Source organism: Rhodococcus sp. B7740, from assembly GCF_000954115.1.
Taxonomy (GTDB): Bacteria; Actinomycetota; Actinomycetes; order Mycobacteriales; family Mycobacteriaceae; genus Rhodococcoides.
Window position 1 is genome coordinate 1769626 of the sequence record NZ_CP010797.1, and the last position, 19621, is coordinate 1789246.

Annotated in this window: 18 protein-coding genes; 11 read left to right on the plus strand and 7 right to left on the minus strand. The window is 65.7% G+C overall.

Annotation, left to right across the window (positions count from 1 at the left end; genetic code table 11):
• Positions 1-136: 136 nt before the first annotated feature.
• A complete protein-coding gene (locus NY08_RS08150; RefSeq protein ID WP_045199996.1) occupies positions 137-697 on the plus strand; it encodes a GtrA family protein in 561 nt (186 codons plus the stop codon).
• Positions 698-702: 5 nt separating this feature from the next.
• Here the strand turns inward: NY08_RS08150 and NY08_RS08155 are convergent, their stop codons facing one another.
• The 4 genes from NY08_RS08155 to NY08_RS08170 are packed head-to-tail and all read right to left on the minus strand — an operon-like array spanning position 703 to position 4232.
• A complete protein-coding gene (locus NY08_RS08155; protein ID WP_045195780.1) occupies positions 703-2022 on the minus strand; it encodes a sensor histidine kinase in 1320 nt (439 codons plus the stop codon).
• A 6-nt stretch (positions 2023-2028) separates the two neighbouring features.
• A complete protein-coding gene (locus NY08_RS08160; RefSeq protein ID WP_032398281.1) occupies positions 2029-2709 on the minus strand; it encodes a response regulator transcription factor in 681 nt (226 codons plus the stop codon).
• 39 nt (positions 2710-2748) lie between these two features.
• Positions 2749-3348, minus strand: a complete 600-nt coding sequence (locus NY08_RS08165) for a PH domain-containing protein (protein ID WP_045199999.1) — start codon at positions 3346-3348, stop codon at positions 2749-2751.
• Positions 3349-3395: 47 nt separating this feature from the next.
• The gene (locus NY08_RS08170; RefSeq protein ID WP_045200001.1) at positions 3396-4232 is read right to left on the minus strand and encodes a biotin--[acetyl-CoA-carboxylase] ligase; all 837 of its coding nucleotides are present in this window, start codon (positions 4230-4232) and stop codon (positions 3396-3398) included.
• A gap of 96 nt (positions 4233-4328) precedes the next feature.
• Here NY08_RS08170 and NY08_RS08175 point away from each other — a divergent pair, with 96 nt between their 5' ends.
• Genes NY08_RS08175 through NY08_RS08185 form a run of 3 tightly spaced genes read left to right on the plus strand, consistent with a single transcriptional unit; the run spans position 4329 to position 6915 of the window.
• Complete coding sequence (locus NY08_RS08175) at positions 4329-5969, plus strand: acyl-CoA carboxylase subunit beta (RefSeq protein WP_032397648.1); 1641 nt, start codon at positions 4329-4331, stop codon at positions 5967-5969.
• A complete protein-coding gene (locus NY08_RS08180) occupies positions 5966-6250 on the plus strand; it encodes an acyl-CoA carboxylase subunit epsilon (RefSeq protein ID WP_045195781.1) in 285 nt (94 codons plus the stop codon). The genes NY08_RS08175 and NY08_RS08180 overlap by 4 nt, the downstream gene beginning before the upstream one ends.
• On the plus strand, positions 6247-6915 hold the full coding sequence (locus NY08_RS08185; RefSeq protein ID WP_235387138.1) for a Maf family protein: 669 nt from the start codon (positions 6247-6249) through the stop codon (positions 6913-6915). The genes NY08_RS08180 and NY08_RS08185 overlap by 4 nt, the downstream gene beginning before the upstream one ends.
• A gap of 48 nt (positions 6916-6963) precedes the next feature.
• Here the strand turns inward: NY08_RS08185 and NY08_RS08190 are convergent, their stop codons facing one another.
• Both NY08_RS08190 and NY08_RS08195 read right to left on the minus strand, forming a co-directional pair.
• Positions 6964-7407 carry a flavodoxin domain-containing protein gene (locus NY08_RS08190; protein ID WP_032397647.1) on the minus strand — a complete coding sequence of 148 codons (444 nt, stop codon included), beginning with the start codon at positions 7405-7407 and terminating at the stop codon, positions 6964-6966.
• 114 nt (positions 7408-7521) lie between these two features.
• The gene (locus NY08_RS08195) at positions 7522-8901 is read right to left on the minus strand and encodes a hypothetical protein (protein ID WP_045195782.1); all 1380 of its coding nucleotides are present in this window, start codon (positions 8899-8901) and stop codon (positions 7522-7524) included.
• A gap of 155 nt (positions 8902-9056) precedes the next feature.
• Between NY08_RS08195 and NY08_RS08200 the strand changes: the two genes are divergently transcribed.
• Positions 9057-10322 carry a glycosyltransferase gene (locus NY08_RS08200; RefSeq protein WP_235387140.1) on the plus strand — a complete coding sequence of 422 codons (1266 nt, stop codon included), beginning with the start codon at positions 9057-9059 and terminating at the stop codon, positions 10320-10322.
• Between the two features lie 5 nt (positions 10323-10327).
• Here NY08_RS08200 and NY08_RS08205 read toward each other — a convergent pair whose 3' ends face one another.
• Positions 10328-11647: a hypothetical protein gene (locus tag NY08_RS08205; RefSeq protein WP_045195784.1), complete on the minus strand. Its 1320-nt coding sequence runs from the start codon at positions 11645-11647 to the stop codon at positions 10328-10330.
• Between the two features lie 594 nt (positions 11648-12241).
• Between NY08_RS08205 and NY08_RS08210 the strand changes: the two genes are divergently transcribed.
• The 6 genes from NY08_RS08210 to NY08_RS08235 all read left to right on the plus strand — a co-directional run bounded on the left by NY08_RS08210 (position 12242) and on the right by NY08_RS08235 (position 19607).
• Positions 12242-13690, plus strand: a complete 1449-nt coding sequence (locus tag NY08_RS08210; protein WP_045195785.1) for a condensation domain-containing protein — start codon at positions 12242-12244, stop codon at positions 13688-13690.
• A 46-nt stretch (positions 13691-13736) separates the two neighbouring features.
• Positions 13737-15194, plus strand: coding sequence for a condensation domain-containing protein (locus tag NY08_RS08215; protein ID WP_045195786.1), 1458 nt, complete (start codon positions 13737-13739; stop codon positions 15192-15194).
• Complete coding sequence (locus tag NY08_RS08220) at positions 15172-16545, plus strand: condensation domain-containing protein (RefSeq protein WP_045195787.1); 1374 nt, start codon at positions 15172-15174, stop codon at positions 16543-16545. Before NY08_RS08215 ends, NY08_RS08220 begins: the two co-directional genes overlap by 23 nt.
• Before the next feature lie 154 nt (positions 16546-16699).
• Positions 16700-17596 (plus strand): sulfurtransferase, encoded by an 897-nt coding sequence (locus NY08_RS08225; RefSeq protein ID WP_032397641.1) that lies wholly within the window; start codon positions 16700-16702, stop codon positions 17594-17596.
• Positions 17593-18006 carry a SufE family protein gene (locus NY08_RS08230; protein ID WP_032397640.1) on the plus strand — a complete coding sequence of 138 codons (414 nt, stop codon included), beginning with the start codon at positions 17593-17595 and terminating at the stop codon, positions 18004-18006. The genes NY08_RS08225 and NY08_RS08230 overlap by 4 nt, the downstream gene beginning before the upstream one ends.
• 131 nt (positions 18007-18137) lie before the next feature.
• On the plus strand, positions 18138-19607 hold the full coding sequence (locus NY08_RS08235; protein WP_032397639.1) for a condensation domain-containing protein: 1470 nt from the start codon (positions 18138-18140) through the stop codon (positions 19605-19607).
• Positions 19608-19621: the final 14 nt, after the last annotated feature.

Here is a 19621-nt window from a genome sequence, read left to right on the forward strand (position 1 = left end):
GTGTCATGTCGCGCGCATTCGGTCCGAACCGGCGTCTCGCCCGTGAGAGCGCATGCTGGGCGGGGACCTGTGGAAACCCTGATGATCGGAGCCTCGGTTCGGCGAATCCGGGGTGGGTTTCGTAGACTTCACCGTTGTGCCGACGATCGCAAGCGTGCTTCAGCGCTTACCCAAGCCCATTCGGGACCTCGCGATTCGGCACAGTGAGCTGATCAAGTTCGCCATCGTCGGTGGCACGACGATGGTGTTCGACCTCGTCATCTTCTACTCGCTGAGCCTGACGGTGCTCGAGCAGAAGCCGGTGATCGCCAAGATCATCTCGGGTGTTCTCGCCACCCTGCTCAGCTACTTCCTCAATCGCGAGTGGGCATTCAAGCATCGCGGCGGACGCGAGCGGCACCACGAGGCACTGCTCTTCTTCGCGATCAGCGGCATCGGCGTGCTCATCGCAGCCGGTCCCCTGTGGATCGCGAACAACGTCTTCGACATTCGCGACACCAGTGAGTCGCTGACCACGGTGGTCATCATCGACTTCGTCCTCAACTACATCATCGGCAACCTGCTGCAGATGGCATTCCGGTTCTGGGCACTGCGCCGCTTCGCCTTCCCCGAGGACAACGCGCGCACCATCTTGGAAGTGGACGCCGAACGCAACGAGGACCCGACCGACGCAGCGGACGCACTCGACCTTCCCTGAGACGATCAGCGCGGCTCGCGCCGAGGCACGGCAGCCGACGGTTCACGCCACGCAGGGAGGAAGACCGAGAAGAGCGCCGGACGGCGGCGCTGCAGTTCCAGCCTGCCACCGTCCGCCTCGATCAGCGCCCGGGCCAGCGCGAGCCCCACACCGGTGGAACCGGCTCCCGAGAATCCACGGTCGAAGATGTGCGGAGCGAGTTCGTTGCTCACCCCCGGTCCCTCGTCCGAGACCTCGACACAGACCAGTCGTTCACGGCGTCCCTCGGTGCTCTCGACCGCCGAGACGGCCCGAACCGCCACTGTGCACGCGCCTTCTCCGTGCACCAGGGAATTGTCCACCAGAACCGAGACCGCTTCGCGCAACCGCGAGCCGGTCACCGATGCCTTCAGGTCCGCATCACCCTTGAGCACCAGGGTCCGCCCCACGTCCTCGAAGTTTCGCTGCCACTCGACGACGGTGCCGATCAGTTCCTCGACGACCGAGACCTCGTGCGCGTCGGCAGCGCCGTCACTTCGAGAGGATCGAACGAGCTCGTCGATGGCGAGGGTCAGTCGGTCCACCTGATCCATCGCCTCGTTGGCCTCGTCGACCACCGCCGGATCCGGGTGCGTGGAGATCTCGTCCAGGCGTAGACGGACGGCGGTCAGGCGGCTGCGAAGCTGATGCGAGACATCGGCGACCAACGTGTGTTCACGTTGCAGCCGCCCGGCGATCTCGACGGTCGCCGAATCGAGAACCTCCGAGACCCGATCGAGTTCTGCGATGCCGTGCCGTCGTGGGTCCGGCCGAAAGTCGCCCTCGGCCAGCCGGGCGGCGCGCCGCGCCACATCCTGCAACGGGTCGGCCAGCCGCTTGGCCGTCGCTACGGCCACGACGGTGCCTGCCATCGCCGATGCGAGAACGACGAGAGTCACCGCTCCGAGCGCCTGGCGCTGAAGGGAACGCATGTCGTCGGACGGGACTTCGAGGCGAAGCGAACCCGAGGTACCCATCGACAGCGATTCGACGAGCGGTCGAGGCACGGACGACTGCCCTATGTCCGCGCGCGATGCGGCATCCTCGGGGGTCGGGTAGATGACCACGAGCCGGCCACCCTGTGGGATCGCCAACCGGAGCGAGCCGATATCGAGCTGGCCCTCGATCAGCCCCGCCGACCCTTCCTGCGAAATGATCTCGGCCGCCATTCGATCCAGGCGTGCCTGCAGGTCGTTGCGGGTGAAATCCTCCGCCCACAACCACGCGGTGTACATCAGGGGCAGACCGAGCAGCAAGGCCGTCATGACGACGACAGCGAGAATCGAGACCAGAATCCGGCGCCGCATCGACCGCTAGTCGCTGTTGATACGGAAGCCGACGCCGCGCACCGTCGCGATACGACGCTCGGCCACGGGTCCTTCGTCGCCGATCTTGCGACGCAGCCAGGACATGTGCATGTCGAGGGTCTTCGATCCGCGCAGCTCCGCGTCGCCCCAGACCTCACGCAGGATCACCTCACGAGAGACGACTTGGCCCGCATGGTCGAGCAAGACCTTGAGCAGCTCGTACTCCTTGTTGGCCAGAGATATCTCGGTGCCGCTGACCAGGACGCGTCGAGCAGCGGGTTCGAGACGAATGGCACCGACCTCGATCGGGGAATCCTCCCCGGCACCACGGCGGCGGAGCAACGCACGTACGCGGGCCATGAGCTCGGCGAGCCGGAAGGGCTTGCCGACGTAGTCGTCGGCCCCGGCGTCGAGACCGACCACGAAGTCGACCTCGTCGGTTCGCGCGGTGAGCATGAGTACGGCGACCTCGGATCGGTTGGCACGCACCTGCCGACACACTTCGAGGCCGTCCATCCCCGGCAGGCCGAGGTCGAGTATCAACAGGTCGAACTTTCCGTCCAGCGCGCGCTGGAGGGTTGCGGGGCCGGTCTGTTCGACGGTCACCGTGTAGCCCTCACGTCCGAGAGCTCGGGACAGGGGCGCAGCGATGGCTTCGTCGTCTTCGGCAAGCAGCACGTCGGTCACATCGGTCACCATACGGTTCGAAGGTGAGAACAGCCTGTGTTACCTGCGTTTCCCGGCTCGCCAACCTGGTTTGGACTCGACAGCCGAATCCTCGGGAATCGGCTCGAACGCTCCCTGCAGGCCGTGCACGGATTCCCGGCGGTACTCCATCGAGTCGAATACCTGCTGGTAGAGCAGGGAATGCACACGTTGTACGTGCGGAATGTCGTCGAACTCGAGCGGATCGTCCGATGCCGAGGCGATGATGAGCGTCCCGGTTCGCAACATCCGGTCGAGGAGTCCGTGGCGAAACTGCACGTTGCTGATTCGGCTCATCGGAATGTCGATGCCGGAGTGGGTGAGCACGCCCTGTCTGATCAACACTCGCCGGTCGGTGACGATGAAATGCGTGCACTTCCAGCTGATCAGCGGCACCAGGCACCGCCACACGACGATCGCCACCCACAGCACCGCGGTGGCGATCATGGCGACGTTCGCGGCGGTCGATTCGAGCCGCGCACTCGCGACTCCGAGACCGACCCCTGCCAGGCCGGTGACCAGAACGAATGTCACCGACGGCAGGACGAGCATCTTCCAGTGGGGGTGATGATGGAGCAGGAGCTCTTCCTCGTCGGCCAACGCGTCCTGTGGGTAACCCACGTGCACTCCTGACTACTCGCTTCGACTTCCGTCGAGTCGATATGGTCTCACGAGAGGGGTCGGAGATGAGTGACATCACCGGCGGCCACGGCCAGCACCGACGGCGCGTCGGACCCTTGCTGCTCGACCTCGATCACGATCCGGCCGTGCTCGTCGACGTCGATTGCCGTTCCCACCTTCTCGTCGCCGCCGGGCAGATCGACTCGTACACGCTGTCCGATGGTGCCGCACCTCTCCCGGTACCGGTGGACGAGGGCGTCGGTGTTCCAGTTCGAGTCCCGCCACGAGTCCACCTCGGCGGCCATTCCCCGCAGGATCGCCCGAACCAACGTGTCGCGGTCGAGAACCGCAGCCCCTTCCAGCGCCAGAGACGTCGCCGTGGGCACCGGCAGCTCGTCGCTCGTCATCGACACGTTCACTCCGAGCCCGATGACGACGGTGGGCGAGGGCCCGTGCGCGGCGACCTCGGCCAGGATGCCCGAGACTTTCTTGCCACCGATGAGGACGTCGTTGGGCCATTTCAGTCGAGCATCGACTTCACCGACGGTGCGCAACGCGTCGACCAGTGCGATTCCGGTCATGAGCGATACCCACCCGAGCACGGCCGGATCGATTCCGGGGAACTTCAGCAGCATCGACACCAGAATCTGCGACCGCGGCACACCGGAGAACGGTCGCGCGTGCCTGCCGCGTCCGCTGTCCTGATGTTCGGCGATCAGTGCCGTCCGGTCCGCGTAATTCGCTGCGCCCGCGATCAGGTCCGCGTTGGTCGAACCGGTTTCCGCTACCACGTCCACCCGAGACCAGGAGGCCTGCGGGCCATCCACCAGTGCCCGGCGAAGCGCGCGAACGTCCAGTGGTGGGCGATCGAGGTTTGTCCACATACGCACCAGCATATGGGCTCGGCGACAGGCCCAGGGCCTGCCGCGAACCACCCTCGGTCGGGGCGCAGATCACACTCGCAGTTAAAGTAGTGCCCCATGACCAGCGTCCAGGATTCCACTGCACACGGGTCGGCCGAAGCCCCCGATATCCATACCACTGCGGGTAAATTGGCCGATCTTCGTAAACGTCTCGCGGTTGCGGAGATTCCGTCCGGTGAGGCGGCGGTGGACAAGGTCCACGCCAAAGGCAAGCTGACCGCCCGTGAGCGGATCACCGCCCTGCTCGACGAGGGCTCGTTCGTCGAACTCGACGCCCTCGCCCGCCACCGCTCCCAGAACTTCGGGCTGGGCGAGAACCGGCCCTTCGGTGACGGTGTGGTCACCGGCTACGGCACCGTCGACGGCCGCGATGTGTGCGTGTTCTCCCAGGACGCCACCGTCTTCGGCGGCAGCTTGGGGGAGATCTACGGCGAGAAGATCGTCAAGGTGATGGACCTGGCCGTCAAAACCGGACGACCGTTGGTCGGGATCAACGAAGGCGCCGGAGCCCGCATCCAGGAAGGGGTGGTCTCCCTCGGACTGTACGGCGAGATCTTCCACCGCAACGTCCGCGCGTCCGGGGTGATCCCGCAGATCTCGGTGATCATGGGACCCGCCGCGGGAGGGCACGTCTACTCCCCGGCCCTGACCGACTTCGTGGTCATGGTCGACGGCACCTCGCAGATGTTCGTCACCGGACCCGACGTCATCAAGACCGTCACCGGCGAGAACGTCACCATGGAAGAACTCGGCGGCGCGCACACCCACATGGAGAAATCCGGGGTCGCGCACTACGTCGCCTCCGGAGAACAGGACGCACTGGACTACGTCCGCGACCTGCTCTCGTACCTACCGAGCAACAATCGCGCCGACGCCCCCCGCACCGCACCCTCGGACCCGGTCGTCGGGTCGATCGAGGACTCGCTCACCGCCGAGGATCTCGAACTCGACACCCTGATCCCCGATTCACCGAACACCCCGTACGACATGCACGAGGTGATTCGTCGGATCCTCGACGACGACGAATTCCTCGAAGTCCAGGAAGGGCGGGCCCGCAACATCATCGTCGGGTTCGGGCGCATCGACGGCCGGTCGGTGGGGATCGTGGCCAATCAACCCACCCAGTTCGCGGGCACCCTCGACATCGACGCTTCCGAGAAAGCAGCCCGGTTCGTGCGCACCTGCGACTGCTTCAACGTCCCGATCATCACCCTGGTCGATGTGCCCGGGTTCCTGCCCGGCACCGGCCAGGAATACAACGGCATCATCCGACGCGGCGCGAAACTGCTCTACGCCTACGGCGAGGCCACGGTCGGGAAGATCACCGTCATCACCCGCAAAGCGTACGGCGGGGCGTACGACGTGATGGGGTCCAAGCACATGGGAGCCGACGTCAACCTCGCCTGGCCGACCGCGCAGATCGCGGTCATGGGAGCCTCCGGCGCGGTCGGATTCGTCTACCGCAAACAACTACTCGAAGCCGCGAAGAACGGTGACGACGTCGACGCCCTCCGCCTGACGCTGCAGCAGGAATACGAAGACACCCTCGTCAACCCCTACATCGCCGCCGAACGCGGCTACCTCGACGCCGTCATCCCCCCGAGCCACACCCGCGGCCAGATCGTCACCGCACTACGACTACTCGAACGCAAACAAGTCACCCTCCCACCCAAGAAACACGGAAACATCCCACTATGAGCGAAACGAACGACGACGCAGCGAACGACGCGAACCTCGTCGCAGCCGATTCCGACGAGGTGGTCTCTGCGAGTCCTGCTGCCGTTCGAGTGGTGAAGGGCAATCCGAGCGACGAGGAACTCGCCGCGCTGGTGACGGTTCTGACGGCTGCGCAAGGCGGATCGGAGTCGACGGGCGATTCTCGCCCCCGCGAGCTGTGGGGTTCGCCGGTGTTGCTGCACCGCCGGTTCGCGGCTCAGTCGGCGTATTCGTACGCCGCGTCGGGACGCCACACGCGGTGACGGTCCGGTCCTCCGACGCTGCGCCGGGCCCTGTTCGTCTGGTCCTGGCGTCGGCGTCGCCGGCGCGCCTGTCGGTGCTGCGCGCCGCCGGGGTGGAGCCGATCGTTCGGGTGTCGGGAGTCGACGAGGATGCGCTGACCGATGCGCTCGGGCCGTCGGTGTCTTCGGAAACCGTGGTCACGGAATTGGCCCGAGCCAAGGCTGCGGCGGTGGCCGAGACGTTCGCGGATTCGACCGACGATCTGGTGATCGTCGGTTGCGATTCGATGTTGGCGATCGGTGGCGAACTGCACGGAAAGCCACATTCGGTCGACGTTGCGCGCGCCAGATGGCAGTCCATGGCGGGCAACAGCGGCGAATTGCTGACCGGCCACGCTGTGCTCCGGGTGACCGACGGCGTGGTGGTGGCGCAGGCCGCAGCGCACAGTAGAACCGTCGTGCATTTCGCGACGCCGTCCTCGGTGGATCTCGAGGCCTACCTCGACTCCGGTGAACCATTGTCGGTGGCGGGGGCGTTCACGCTGGACGGTCTCGGCGGCTGGTTCGTCGACCGCATCGAGGGCGATCCGTCGTCGGTGATCGGCATAGGCCTACCGCTGGTGCGTACCCTGCTCACTCGGGTGGGTACGTCCCTGGCCGCCCTGTGGGACGGCACCCCGTCCTGACCGTTTCGGCTCCGCCTGCCGGTGGGGTGCCGAAGCCGAAGGCCACCGTCAGGGCAGCAGGTCGATCAGTTCGCGAGCCCACTCCTCGGCCATGGTCTTCGGCCTGATGTTCGACGAGCTGTCGTGGCGAGCATGAGTGCCGACCTGCTTGCCGCCGAGCTCGGTGAGCTTCTCTGCGATGATCTCGCCGCCGCGGTTGAAGGTGTCCTCGTAGACCCGGTCGCCGAGACCGAACACCGCGAACTGCAGTCCCGCGAGGTCGGGAGCATCCTCGACGAGTGCTTCGAAGAAGGGTTCTGCACCGGTGGGGAGCTCTCCGTCTCCGTAGGTGGAGCAGATGACCACGTGGAAGTCGTCGGTATCGATATCGGACACCTCGTACTCGAGCATGTCGCGCACCTCGGCGTCATGATCGCTGAGCACGTCCGCAATCTTGTCGGCGACCTCCTCGGCCGTACCGGTCTCGGACCCGAACAACACGACCACTGCCATGGATCGCTCCCCTTTCTCACACCTGCCCGAACACTCGAACAGTCGGAAAGCATAGCCTCACCGGCGATCCGGCCGAAAATCCGTCCTCGCCCGCAGTTGTGACTTGTCTCGAGATCACCAGAATTCGGGCGTCAGACCCCATCGATCGAACTCCGCCTCCACCAGCCCTCGCAGGTGTTCCTTGCTGGGAAAGCTGTCCGGATCGAGCCCGGTGACGCACAGGGTCGCCCGTTCTCCCGATTCGTTCCACCAGGCACTGACGCCACCGCCGGTGCGGCGCAGCAAGGCCACGTCGGTGTTCTGCGTGATCGACCTCATCGCCACCGCGGTGGCGTCGACACCACCGATGGCGCGCAGTGCGACACCTCTGGCACCGAGATTCGAGCACAGGCACAGCGGTGCCGAGCCCGACGCGGCGAGTTTGGCCACGATCGCGTCGGGCAGCAACTGCATCAGCGGCTTGAGGAGCTCGAATGTCGTCGTGACCGAGTGATCGGCCTGGGTTCTGAATGCCTTCTTGCTCGCTGCTCGAATCGCTCCGAGATCGTCGAGGTACCCCGCTCCTGGGTCGACGTGGATCGAGACGCCGGACGTCGCGTTGGCACGTCGATCTCCTGCAGTCCTGGTACTGACCGGGAGGGCGACGCGCACCCGGTCCTGCGTGGAGACTCGGCCGCTCCCGGTCAGGATGCCGAGCACCACCGCCACCAGCAGACTGTTGGAACTGCCGCCTTTGCTCGCCGCGGCAGCGGACCACTCGGAGGACAGGCAATCGACAACGACGGTGCTCGGTGTCCACGCACCCTCCGCAGGTGCGACGATCACCCGCGGACGATCCGCACCGGAGCCGTTCGGCACGACCGTGCTCGGGGCGGCAGACGCCGTGGTCCGCGCCCGCACCGCCTCCGCCGCGGTGCGGCCGAGCGCTCGTGCCGCACCCGAGAGCGCCGCACCGAAACGGCCGAGACCATCGGACAGATCGGCTAGCGAGATCGCCGTCGCGGACGCGGAACCGTCATCGAGACCGACGCGCGCGAAATCGTCGGGCACAGCGTGTCCGGCCAGCGCGGCCGCTGCCGCCGAGGTGAGGGCGCCGCCGTCGCCGACGACGTGCGAGCCGACCAAGGACACGACCGTGCCGCCGTCGTCCACCGAGGTGGCCGACAGACGCCACGCCGGTCCCCCGATCGGGTCCAATGTCACGGCGGCCTCGTCCTCGATCCACCTGTCGACCGCCCCGCGGGCGATCGGTGATCCGATGACCACCGGATCGGCGGCTCGACGAGCTGCGGTCCAACTGTCCCGGGCTCCGGGCACCCGGGCCCGCCGAACGGATCGATCGATGGGGCCTGCGGCGAGCATTCGCCACATCGATCGGAGCGCGTCCGGTGCGACGGCGCGGTCGAACCGCCAGACGATCTGGTTCACCACAGGTACCCCGAGAACACATTCCATGCGGAGGAACAGGTCGTCGTCGTACGTCAGTCTTTCCACTACGCGAGACTATCGCTGCGCGAGTGCGGACGCAGGTGGGCCGCAAATGTGTTTCCCGCCATATGTTTTCCGAACCCGACTGCGCCGGGCAGGACTGGTAGGTTGAGGGCGTTTTCCACGCCGACGCGACTGCGAGTGACCCTATGAAGTTCGTGATGCCATTCAACGGCAGTCGCGGTGACGTGACGCCCGGTCTTGCCCTCGGCGTCGAACTCGCCGATCGCGGACACGACGTGGTGTTCGGCGCACCACCGAACCTGATGGACTTCGCGCAAGCGAAAACGGCTGAGTCCGAACGAGTCAGCGTGGTCTCGTTCGGGCCGGACACCCAGCAACTGTTGGAGTCGGAGTTGATCAGGGTGCGCATCAAGTCGCGCAACCCGCGGACCAAGATTGCGGCACTCGCGGAACTGGCCAATCACGGCTGGGACCGGATGACAGCCGAACTCGAGTCGATGGCCCAGGGTTGCCACGCGGTCGTCACCGGTTCGCTGGGGCAGGAGATGGCGTTCAACGTGGCGGAGTCTGCGGGAAATGCCTTTGTGGCACTGCACTATTGCCCGCTTCGACGCAACGACGTCGTGCCCGTGACCCCAGGAGCCGCGTTGCCCGGCTACGTCAACCGATCGATGTGGGCGCTGGCGGAGTCGATGCGCTGGAAGTCCATGAAGGCTCGCGAGAACGCGCAGAGGGTCTCCCTTGGCCTGGCTCCGACGCGGCATTCGTTGCCGGTTCGATCCGAACGCTACGGCGGAGTGGAGATTCAGGCCTACGAGTCGGCGCTGTTTCCCGGACTCGCCGAACAGTGGGGCCCGCAACGGCCGTTCGTCGGATTCCTGGGGCTGAGCAGCGGTCGCGTGGACGTCGATCCTGCGCTCGAGGAATGGCTGCAGGCAGGTTCCGCGCCGGTGTACTTCGGATTCGGCAGCATGCCCGTGCCCGATCCCACCGCACTGGTGCGCATGATCGAGAACGTGACCGGACGGCTGGGCGTTCGCGCTCTCGTCTGTGCCGGCTGGAGCGATCTCACCGGTGCCGATCTTGCTGCGGCCCAGTCGAACGCGAACATCATGATCGTCGAGTCGGTCGATCATGCGAGCATTCTTCCGCGATGCCTGGCTGCGGTCCACCACGGCGGCGCGGGTACGACGGCCGCGACGGCACGGGCCGGTCTTCCGACGCTCGTCTGCTGGTTCAGCGCCGATCAGCCGTTCTGGGGAGCCGCGCTGCGCCGGATCGGCGCCGGGACCAGCACGAAATTCTCGGCATTGACCGAATCCGTTCTGCAGCAGGGAATCATCGACATCACCACCGACCGAGCCAAGCAGGCGGCGCGCCGACTCGCCGCCACCGTCGCTCCGACCGCAACCGCAGTGAGCGCAGCTGCCGACATCACCGAGGCAGCAGCGCAGAGCCGCTGACGCAGTCACCAGAAACGCGCAGTCAGTTCCCAGCGACCCAACGCATCCGCCACGTGGTCACGCAGTGCCCGGTCGTCGACGAATCGATCCGGATCCATGGCGTGGACGGTCAGGGTGATGCTCTCGTCCGTCTCGCACAACCACGCCGTCAGGCCACCGTCCAGCGATCGCGCGAACGCGGCGTCGGCACCTGCGAAGGTTGCTCTGCCCGATACGGCGCGAGCTCGAACGCCGGCCACCGTGGTGAAGACCTCGGGCAGAACGCCCAGGTTCGAAGCCAGACCTTCGGCACCGTCACGTGGTTGCGGAACACGCGCGACCACCGCGTCGGGCAGCATCTGCACGAGGGCCTGCGAGATGCCCGCGGGTGGCAGGCCTGCAGCCTGCCTGGCCGCGAAGGCGGTGAACGCCGCCTTGCTGGTCTTCCGAATCGTCGACAGATCCCGGTCGCCCGCATCGGTGACGGGCACCTCGATCTTGACGATCTTGGTGGCGTTGGACCGGGTGTCGTCGGCGGTGCGATCGCTGACCGGCAGGGACCACTGCAGCGAGTCTCCGATCGAGGCTCGCCCGGCCCGCCAGGAGGCTGCCGTGAGGACCGCGATGAACAGGGAATTCGACGTGCCACCCCATCGCTCGGCGGTTGCTCTCCAGGCCGTCGCGTCCAACTCCACAACCGCGTGAGGCGATACCCAGTCTTCGTCCACCACTCCGGCGGTCGGCTGCGAGCGAGTCGGCTGCGAGCGGGGTGGCTGCGAGGGTGGGACAGCAGCGTCCTCACCGGATCGGGCGGAGCTCGGAAGTGCTGACGCAGCGGTGTTCACCAACCAGCCGGCGACGGACCGCACCTGCTCCACGGCATCTCTTAGGTCCGAGCCGAGCGCCGCGATGCCGTCCGCGCCCGGTATCGACCGAGGCTGCTCGGACGCGGAGTTGGCAGCAACGAACGCGGCGATCAGAGCACCGCCATCGGCGACCATGTGCGAAGCGACCAACGACAGCACCGTCCCTCCGTTCGCCAAGTGTGCCGCTGCCAGTCGCCACCCGAGACCGGTCTCGGGATCGATGTCGCGATCCAGGCGGTCGTCGGCCCACGCCAGAACGTCGGTCGGTTCGATGACGTGTGGGTGAAAATCCAGTGAATGGGAGATGGTCGAGGCCACCCATCGATCGCGTGCCGTCGGCACCGTCGACGCGACCACCCGGCGCGCGAGCAGACCGTCGGACAGGTTGCCCCGTAGTTTTTCCAGATCTGCCCGCTGAACGGATTCGTCGAACCACCACAAGAACTGGTTGTAGACGGGATATCCGATGCCGTGATGCATTCGCAAGAATAGGTGATCGGCAAATCCAATTCGAGTCACGCGCCGAACCTACTACATCCGAGAAACAGGGGCAGTGGTGTCGATTTTCGATCACCAATGCATTCACATTCGGCAATATATGCACGGAAAAGGGGGGGGTCGATTGTGTTCCACACCATGTTCGGGCCATTCAGTGGCCCAGGTCGTCCTCCGACCCGGTGGACAATCTGCGCCACACTGCGATTGTGAACTGTCATCATCGTGACCAGCAAAATCAGTGACTCGATCGTAAGATAGGACAATCGGACACCCCGTCGACTGCCGATCGGAGACCTGCGGGTCAAGACGTTCGACAGTGAGAAGTATTACTTTTACGCGTCGCGAAATAAATTCGCTTTCGCCCTATCGTGTGTTCTGAACTCACTTCGGGTCGACGGCAATGAAGTTGTTCTTTCAACGCGGAAAGCAGCAATCGAACAGCAATCGAATAAACGACCGGTCGGCTGCACGAACACCGCTGACAGGTTTACACGATCGACTCGACCGTAATCCAACGTGCAATACCGAACGAACGCCGCACACCGCCGACCGAGCCCGGAACGGAAGAGGACTCCCATGGAATACACCGAACTCGCCGACTACCCCCTCCCCGCCGGTCGTCTGACCGAGTGGGTCCCCCGCGTCGACGACGACCGTTGGGCACCGGACCCCCGTGGGCTGTCGTTCACGCACCAGGACCATTGCGAGCGCAGCGCGCCGGGCTCGTGGATCGGCACGGTGTTCGAGATCCACCGCCGCTACGACGTCGAGGCAGTGCGGGCAACCATCGCCGCGTACATGGGTCGTCACGAGGCGTTCCGCACCAAGGTTCGACGCGACGAGGAATCCGGTTCCTGGCTGCGCTACACCGCACCGACGGATGCAGTGCAGGTGACCGATCGGGCGCACACCGAACCACGTACCGAAACTCAGGTCTTCGGCCATCTGCACTCCTGGTTCGGCGAAACTGTGTCTCCGACGGCGTGGCCGCACTTCGTCCTCGCCACCATCGAACCGGACGACGCCTCCCGCGCTCTCTCGGACGGGCCCGGAGAGTCGTTCCTGCTCGCGTTCGCCGCCGACCACTCGGTGATGGACGCCTACAGCCAGATCTACGCCATCAACGAGATCGACCGGCTCTACGCGCACGCTCTCGAGGGCGTCGACCCGGAATTGCCCGAAGTCGGCAGCTATGTCGACTTCAGCCAGGCCGAGCGGACTCTCGGCGAGACGCTGACCGGTGACCACAGCGCCGTGCGCACCTGGCAGGACTTCCTGGCCGTAGAGGACGGACGCTTTCCTGCGTTTCCCCTTCCGGTGTCGGTCGACCGGTCGCCGACCGGCAGCGGCCCGGCCGCGCAGAGCAGTATTTCGTCCTGGCTGCTGACCGCCGACAGATCCGATGCCTTCAACGCCGCATGCCGTGCCGCCGGGTACAACATGCAGGCCGGGATCCTCGCCGCTCTGGCGCTGACGAACGTTCGCCTGTCCGGCCGCACGACGTTGCGCACCGTGATGCCGATGCACACCAGAGACGAACAGAAGTGGGCCGCAGCGGTCGGCTGGTACGTCGGAATCCTGCCCATGGAGATCGAGCTCGACAACGCTCGCACGTTCGGGGAGGCGATCGAGGCCGCGGCGACTGCAGGCGCGGCCAACAAGGGGTTGGCACGGATGCCGTACTCGAAGATCGCCCAGATCCTCGAGTCGACGGAAATTCCGCGGTTCGTGGTGTCCTACATCGACCTTCGGTTCCTTCCGGATGCCGACCAGTGGCAGGGCCGCAAGGGTCGGGCTCTGCGAAGCAACTGCCACGCCGACGACGAGGTCTACTTCTGGGTCAACCGGACGCTTCAAGGGCTCAACATCTCCGCACGATTCCCCAGCTCGGACGTCGCGTCCACCAATGTCCACCGCTTCATCACCGAGTTCGTCGCAGTGCTGACGGCAGTGATCGACTCCGACTGCGGTACCGATACGGTGCTCACGTCGGCCTCTCGGTCGGTGACCGTCGCCGCAGAGTGAGCCATCGAATCAACCCGCGGCCCGTATCGAGGAGGACGAAGCGACGATGATCATCACCGCTATGGGCAGGTGGAATCCCGCTCCCGGTCGGCTGCTCGAATGGCACCCCACGTCGGCTGCCCGGGCGAGTGCCGAAGCGGCACCTGTCGATTCGGCTCCGGCCTCGTTTCTCCAGGAGGACCATCTCAAGGCCGCGTGGGCGGCCCGCGAACGCGGCGACGTTCACACCGCGTACACCGGGGTGGCAACCGAGATCGACGGTGACGTGGACACGGACGCGATGAGCCGCGCACTGGCCGCCTACGTGCTGCGGCACGAGGGTCTTCGATGCTGGTTCGAGGTCGAGGGAAACGACGTCGTTCGGCATCTCGCTCCACCCGAGGTCGCGGCGTTCGAAGTGACCGACGCCGGAGAAGCGACGGACGACGACGAATTCCAACGCTACGTACGGGGGCGCTTCTCGTCCGAGGCGACCGCGGACTCCTGGCCGGGATTCGTCGTCGGCGTGGTGGCCAGGCCCGGCAGCTTCACCCTGTACTACGGCGCAGACCACGCGTTCACCGACGGTGGCTCGCAGGCCTTGGTCATCAGCGAGTTGGCGGACCTGTACGCGCTCGAGACCGGTGCGGACGTACCGATCCCTGCGCAGGCAGGTAGCCATCTGGTCTACGCCGCCGACGAGCGGGCGCGGGCCGCGACGTTCGGGGCCGATTCTTCCGAAATCGCCGCTTGGCGAGACATTTTCACCCGGCACGACGGCCGCATGCCTCGCTTCCCACTCGACCTCGGACTCGCGCCCGGCGAGAAAGCTCCCGTTCGCATCGTCGAACGCGACCTGTTGAACAAAGAACTGACCGCTGCATTCGACGCCGCGTGCAAAGCCGCCGGAGCCCGCATGAGCAGCGGGATATTCGCTGCGGTCGGGATCACCGACTTCGAATTGGCCGGAACCACCGACTACTTCGGGATCACCGTGCTCAGTACCCGGCACCACGGTGACTACGGGCAATCCCAGGGGTGGTTCGTCAATTTCGCTCCGGTCGCGTTCGAGGTGGCAGGAAACGACAGGTTCTCCGACGTCGCCGTTCTGGCCCACCGAGGCTTCGAGCAGGCCAAACGGATCGCGGAGGCCCCGGTGCACGCCGTACTGGGTGCTCTCGCCGCCGACGGCACTCTGGGTAGCGAGTTGGCCGTGAGCCCGAACATGCTCTCGTACATCGACTTTCGCTGGTTCCCCGGCGTCGGACGAGACGCGGACACCCGCGCCGAGCACTTCACCGGCGAGGGTTCGACGTCGAACGCATCGATGTGGATCAACCGAGACGGTGAGCACTTGTATCTGGTGGCCCAGACCCCTGACACCGACGTTGCGGCCGCAGCGGTGAAGCGCTACCACGATCATCTGGCACACGTGCTCGAAGCCATTGCACGCGACGGTGATTACCGCCTCACGCACGACGATCTCGTTCAGGAGCCGGCCGGTGCGGGTCACCTCGATCACTGAGTACACCCCACGCGCGGGCACGGTCGTCGAGTTCACCGCCGTCGTCACCGGGAATCCGCAACCCTCACCGGTCCCACCGTCGTTCAACCAGCGGTTTCACCTCGGTGATCTCGAGCAGGCCGAGCGCGTCTGGATAGCCGGAGCCTTCGAAGTGCAAGGCAACCTCGACATCCGAGCGCTCGAGTGGGCCTTCGAGCGCCTGATCGACCGCCACGACACCCTGCGCAGTTCGTTCGTTCGCGTGGTGGACGGAATCGAGCGGACGCTCCACGAACCGGGTTCGGTGGAGATGAGGCAATCCACTCGAACCACCTTCTCCTCGGCGTCGACGCTCCGGAATCACCTCCGAAACACGCTCGAACTGCACTGCGATGCACGACGATTCCCGTCGTACACCTGCGTCGGAATCGACCGACCGGACACCTCGACGATCCTGTGCGCTTTCGACCACTCCAACGTCGACGCCATGTCGATCGCCGTCGTCGTCGACGAGATCCACACCCTGTACGAGGCCCACCGCCGCTGCCCGTCGAACCCGGAGACAGACCTGCCCCCCGTCGGTGGGTTCGTCGAATACTGCCGCATCGAAGCAACCCAGCCACTCGTCGATCCAACGGACGAGCGCATGGTGCAGTGGTCGACCTTCCTCACCGAGTGCGGGGGCACCACGCCGCGCTTCCCGTTGGACCTCGGCGTCGCCGAGGGTGAAACAGCGCCTCAGGCAACGACTGTCACCCCCTTGCTCGACGCGCGGCACACCGCCGACTTCGAGCAGCTCTGCGCCCGTTCCGGAGCCGGAATGTTCGCCGGGGTCGTCGCAGCGATCGCACAGGCCTGCGCCGGCACGGGCGGACCGAACCGTGTGCCGTTCCTGTTCCCGTTGCACACCCGCCATCAGCAGCACTTCTCGCGAGCACTGGGCTGGTTCACCACCAACGCTCCCATGACCGTGGAGGTCGAACGAGATCTCACCGACACGATCACCGCGGCCCACACAGCGTTTCGCGCGGCACTACCTCTGAGCACAGTTCCGATCCCCCAGGTACTGAACAACCTCGGTGACGCCTTCACCCTGTCGCGTCGAGACGTGTTCATGGTGTCCTACATCGACTACACCAGAATCGGTGGACACGAGCGCTTCGACCGAACCGACGCACACCACATCAGCAATGCCACGGTCTCCGACGACGCACAGTTCTGGGTCTCCCGCACCGCTTCGGGCCTGGCACTGCGATCACGATTTCCCGACACGGCAACGGCACACTCGGTGATGACCGCATTCACCGCGGAACTGATCGCACTCATGCGGGCCTCCGCAGCGAAACCCGAGAGCGCAGCCCTCACGCCCTGACAAACTGCGTTCCGCAGGCTCCACTCCCGCCCCCTGAGGTCATTCCGCAGGCTCCACTCCCGCCCACCCGCGGCGGTTCCGCATAGGATCGAGAGTGCAGACCGTTCACCCCCGGGCGGGCCGCCAGCCGAATATCTTCCGTAGGAGCCGATACGTGCCTGTACCAACCGATTCCACCGCAACGTTCGCCGACTATGCGCATCCGGATCGTCTCGTATCGACCGAATGGCTGTCCGCTCATCTCGGCACCCCCGGCCTTCGCGTCGTCGAATCCGACGAGGACGTGTTGCTCTACGACGTCGGCCACATTCCCGGCGCAGTCAAGATCGATTGGCATCTCGACCTCAACGATCCGGTCACCCGCGACTACATCGACGGCGAGCAGTTCTCGAAGCTGATGAGCCGCAAGGGTATTTCCCGGGACGACACCATCGTCGTGTACGGCGACAAGAGCAACTGGTGGGCCGCGTACGCACTGTGGGTCTTCACGCTGTTCGGACATCAGGACGTGCGTCTGCTCGACGGCGGCCGCGACGCCTGGTTGTCGGAGAACCGCGACACCACCCTCGATGTGCCCGAGTTCCCCGCAACCGAGTATCCGGTGATCGAACGCGACGACGCGCCCATCCGCGCGTTCGCCTCCGACGTCCTCGGCTCGCTCGGAACGGTGCCGTTGATCGACGTGCGCTCCCCCGCCGAGTACACGGGCGAGCGCACCCACATGCCCGACTACCCCGAGGAAGGCGCATTGCGCGGAGGTCACATCCCCACCGCCGTGAGCATCCCCTGGGCCAAGGCAGCCGCACCGGACGGACGCTTCCGTTCTCGTTCGGAACTGGACGAGATCTACTCCGGCACGTCTGCGACCGACGACGTGATCGCGTACTGCCGTATCGGTGAGCGTTCGAGCCACACGTGGTTCGTGTTGACCCATCTGCTCGGATACCAGTCGGTTCGCAACTACGACGGCTCGTGGACCGAATGGGGCAACGCCGTCCGCGTTCCGATCGCCAAGGGCGAGGAGCCCGGATCGGCTCCGGCCACTCGATGAGTGCCCTGCCGGAGTCGCTGGCCGAGATCGTCGAGGACTTCGCCGCGGTGGAGGGACAGGACAAGCTGCAGCTTCTGCTCGAGTTCAGTCGTGAACTTCCTCCGCTGCCGGAGCACCTTGCTCAGGATGCGATGGAGCCGGTGCCGGAATGCCAGTCTCCGCTGTTCCTGTCGGTGGACGCCGCCGATCCCGAGCGAGTCCGGCTGTACTTCAGCGCCCCGCCGGAAGCGCCGACCACGCGAGGGTTCGCCTCGATCCTCGCGCAGGGACTCGACGGCCTCGGCTCGCAGGAGATCCTCGACGTACCCGACGATTTCTACTCGGCGCTCGGGTTGAGCGACGCGGTCAGCCCGCTCCGACTGCGCGGCATGTCGGCGATGCTGGCGCGGATCAAGCGTCACCTTCGCTGACGGTCGATCAAGACGACGGCGCGGTGGCGCGCCGTCGTCTTGATCGATACAACGGGTCGTCGTTAGACTCCGCGGCGGGGCATCGATGCCCAGTCCCCCGACGCTGACGACGAAGGTTGGTTGCTGCCGATATGGAGTTCACGGAGTTGGCGGACTACGCGGTTCCCGCGGGCACGCTCACCGAGTGGATACCCAGCGTCGGTCCGCAGGCCCGCACTCCTGAGGCCGCAGGGTGGCACCCCGACGCCAGGCCGACGTCCTACGTCCACGAGGCGCACCTTCGTACGAGCCTGAGCAGTCCTCGTCGCGGCCGTGAATCATGGCTCGGCGCGGCCTTCGAGATCGCGGGCCCCCTGGACAAACCCGCGTTCCGCCGGGCAGTTCTGAACTGGATCGACCGGCACGAGGCGATGCGGTCGAGCGCGTCGATCGACGAGGTGACGGGCGAGATGACGCGGGTGACCGCGGCGCAGGGTGCCATCGACATCTGGCAGGTCGAGCAGGAACGGTGCGCGCAATCGAGCGAGGTGTTCGAGCACCTGCAGTATCTGTTCGACGAGTTCACCTCACCGTTGATCTGGCCCGCCTACGCCTTCGTGACTCTCGAACCGGTGGACGAGACGCGTCCGATCACCGTCTTCTTCGCAGCGGATCACTCCATCATCGACGGTCTGTCCACGGTGTTGGTCGCGCACGAGATCGCTGCTCTGTACGGAGAGGAACTCGGCGGTGCGCCTGCTGCCCTGTTCGAGGCCGGCAGCTACCTGGACTTCGGTTCCTCCGAACGCGAAAGGAATGCTGAGCTCGAACATTCGCACGACGCCGTGAGGATCTGGCGAGACTTCCTGGTCGACGGCGACGGCGAACTACCGGCGTTCCCCCTCGACATCGGCGATCCGAGTCCGGACGATCTGCCGCAAGGCGGTTTGTCCGCGTGGGTGCTCGACCCCGAGCAGGCCGACTCGTTCTCGGTCGCGTGTCGCAAGACAGGACACAGCCTGTTCGCGGGATTGCTCGCGGTACTCGCCATCACCGGCTCGGAACTGGGCGGGGGTAGTCGTTTCCGCACGGTAACGCCGGTGCACACCCGAGACGAGCCCCAGTGGGCCTCCGCACTCGGCTGGTTCGTCGGACTGTGCCCCATCTCGTTCGACATCGCCGGTGCCGACTCGTTCGGTTCGGTGGTCGCGGCGGCCTCGGCCGAGGTGAAGAAGACCAAACCGATCGCCCGCGTTCCTCTCGATCGGGTATTCACCACTCTGGGCTACTCCGCCCGCCCGCGTTTCGTCGTCTCCTTCATGGACGTACGGTTCGCGCCTGCGGCCGAGCACTGGCCGGACTGGAACGCCAGAGCACTGCGCAGCAAGCAGTACCAGCACGACGTGTACATCTGGATCAACCGCACGCCGCAGGGAATCAACATCGCGGCTCGCTACCCCAACACCGAGCAGGCGACCGCTCGGGTGCACGAGTACGTCGGTGCCTTCCGGAAGCTGTTGACCGATGTGGCGGACACCGGGACCGCGCGATTCCCTCTTCCGGACCACCACCGGTCCGATATCGGACATACCGACACCGGTCAGATCGCTACCAATCAGTAGCTCGCTGCGACGCG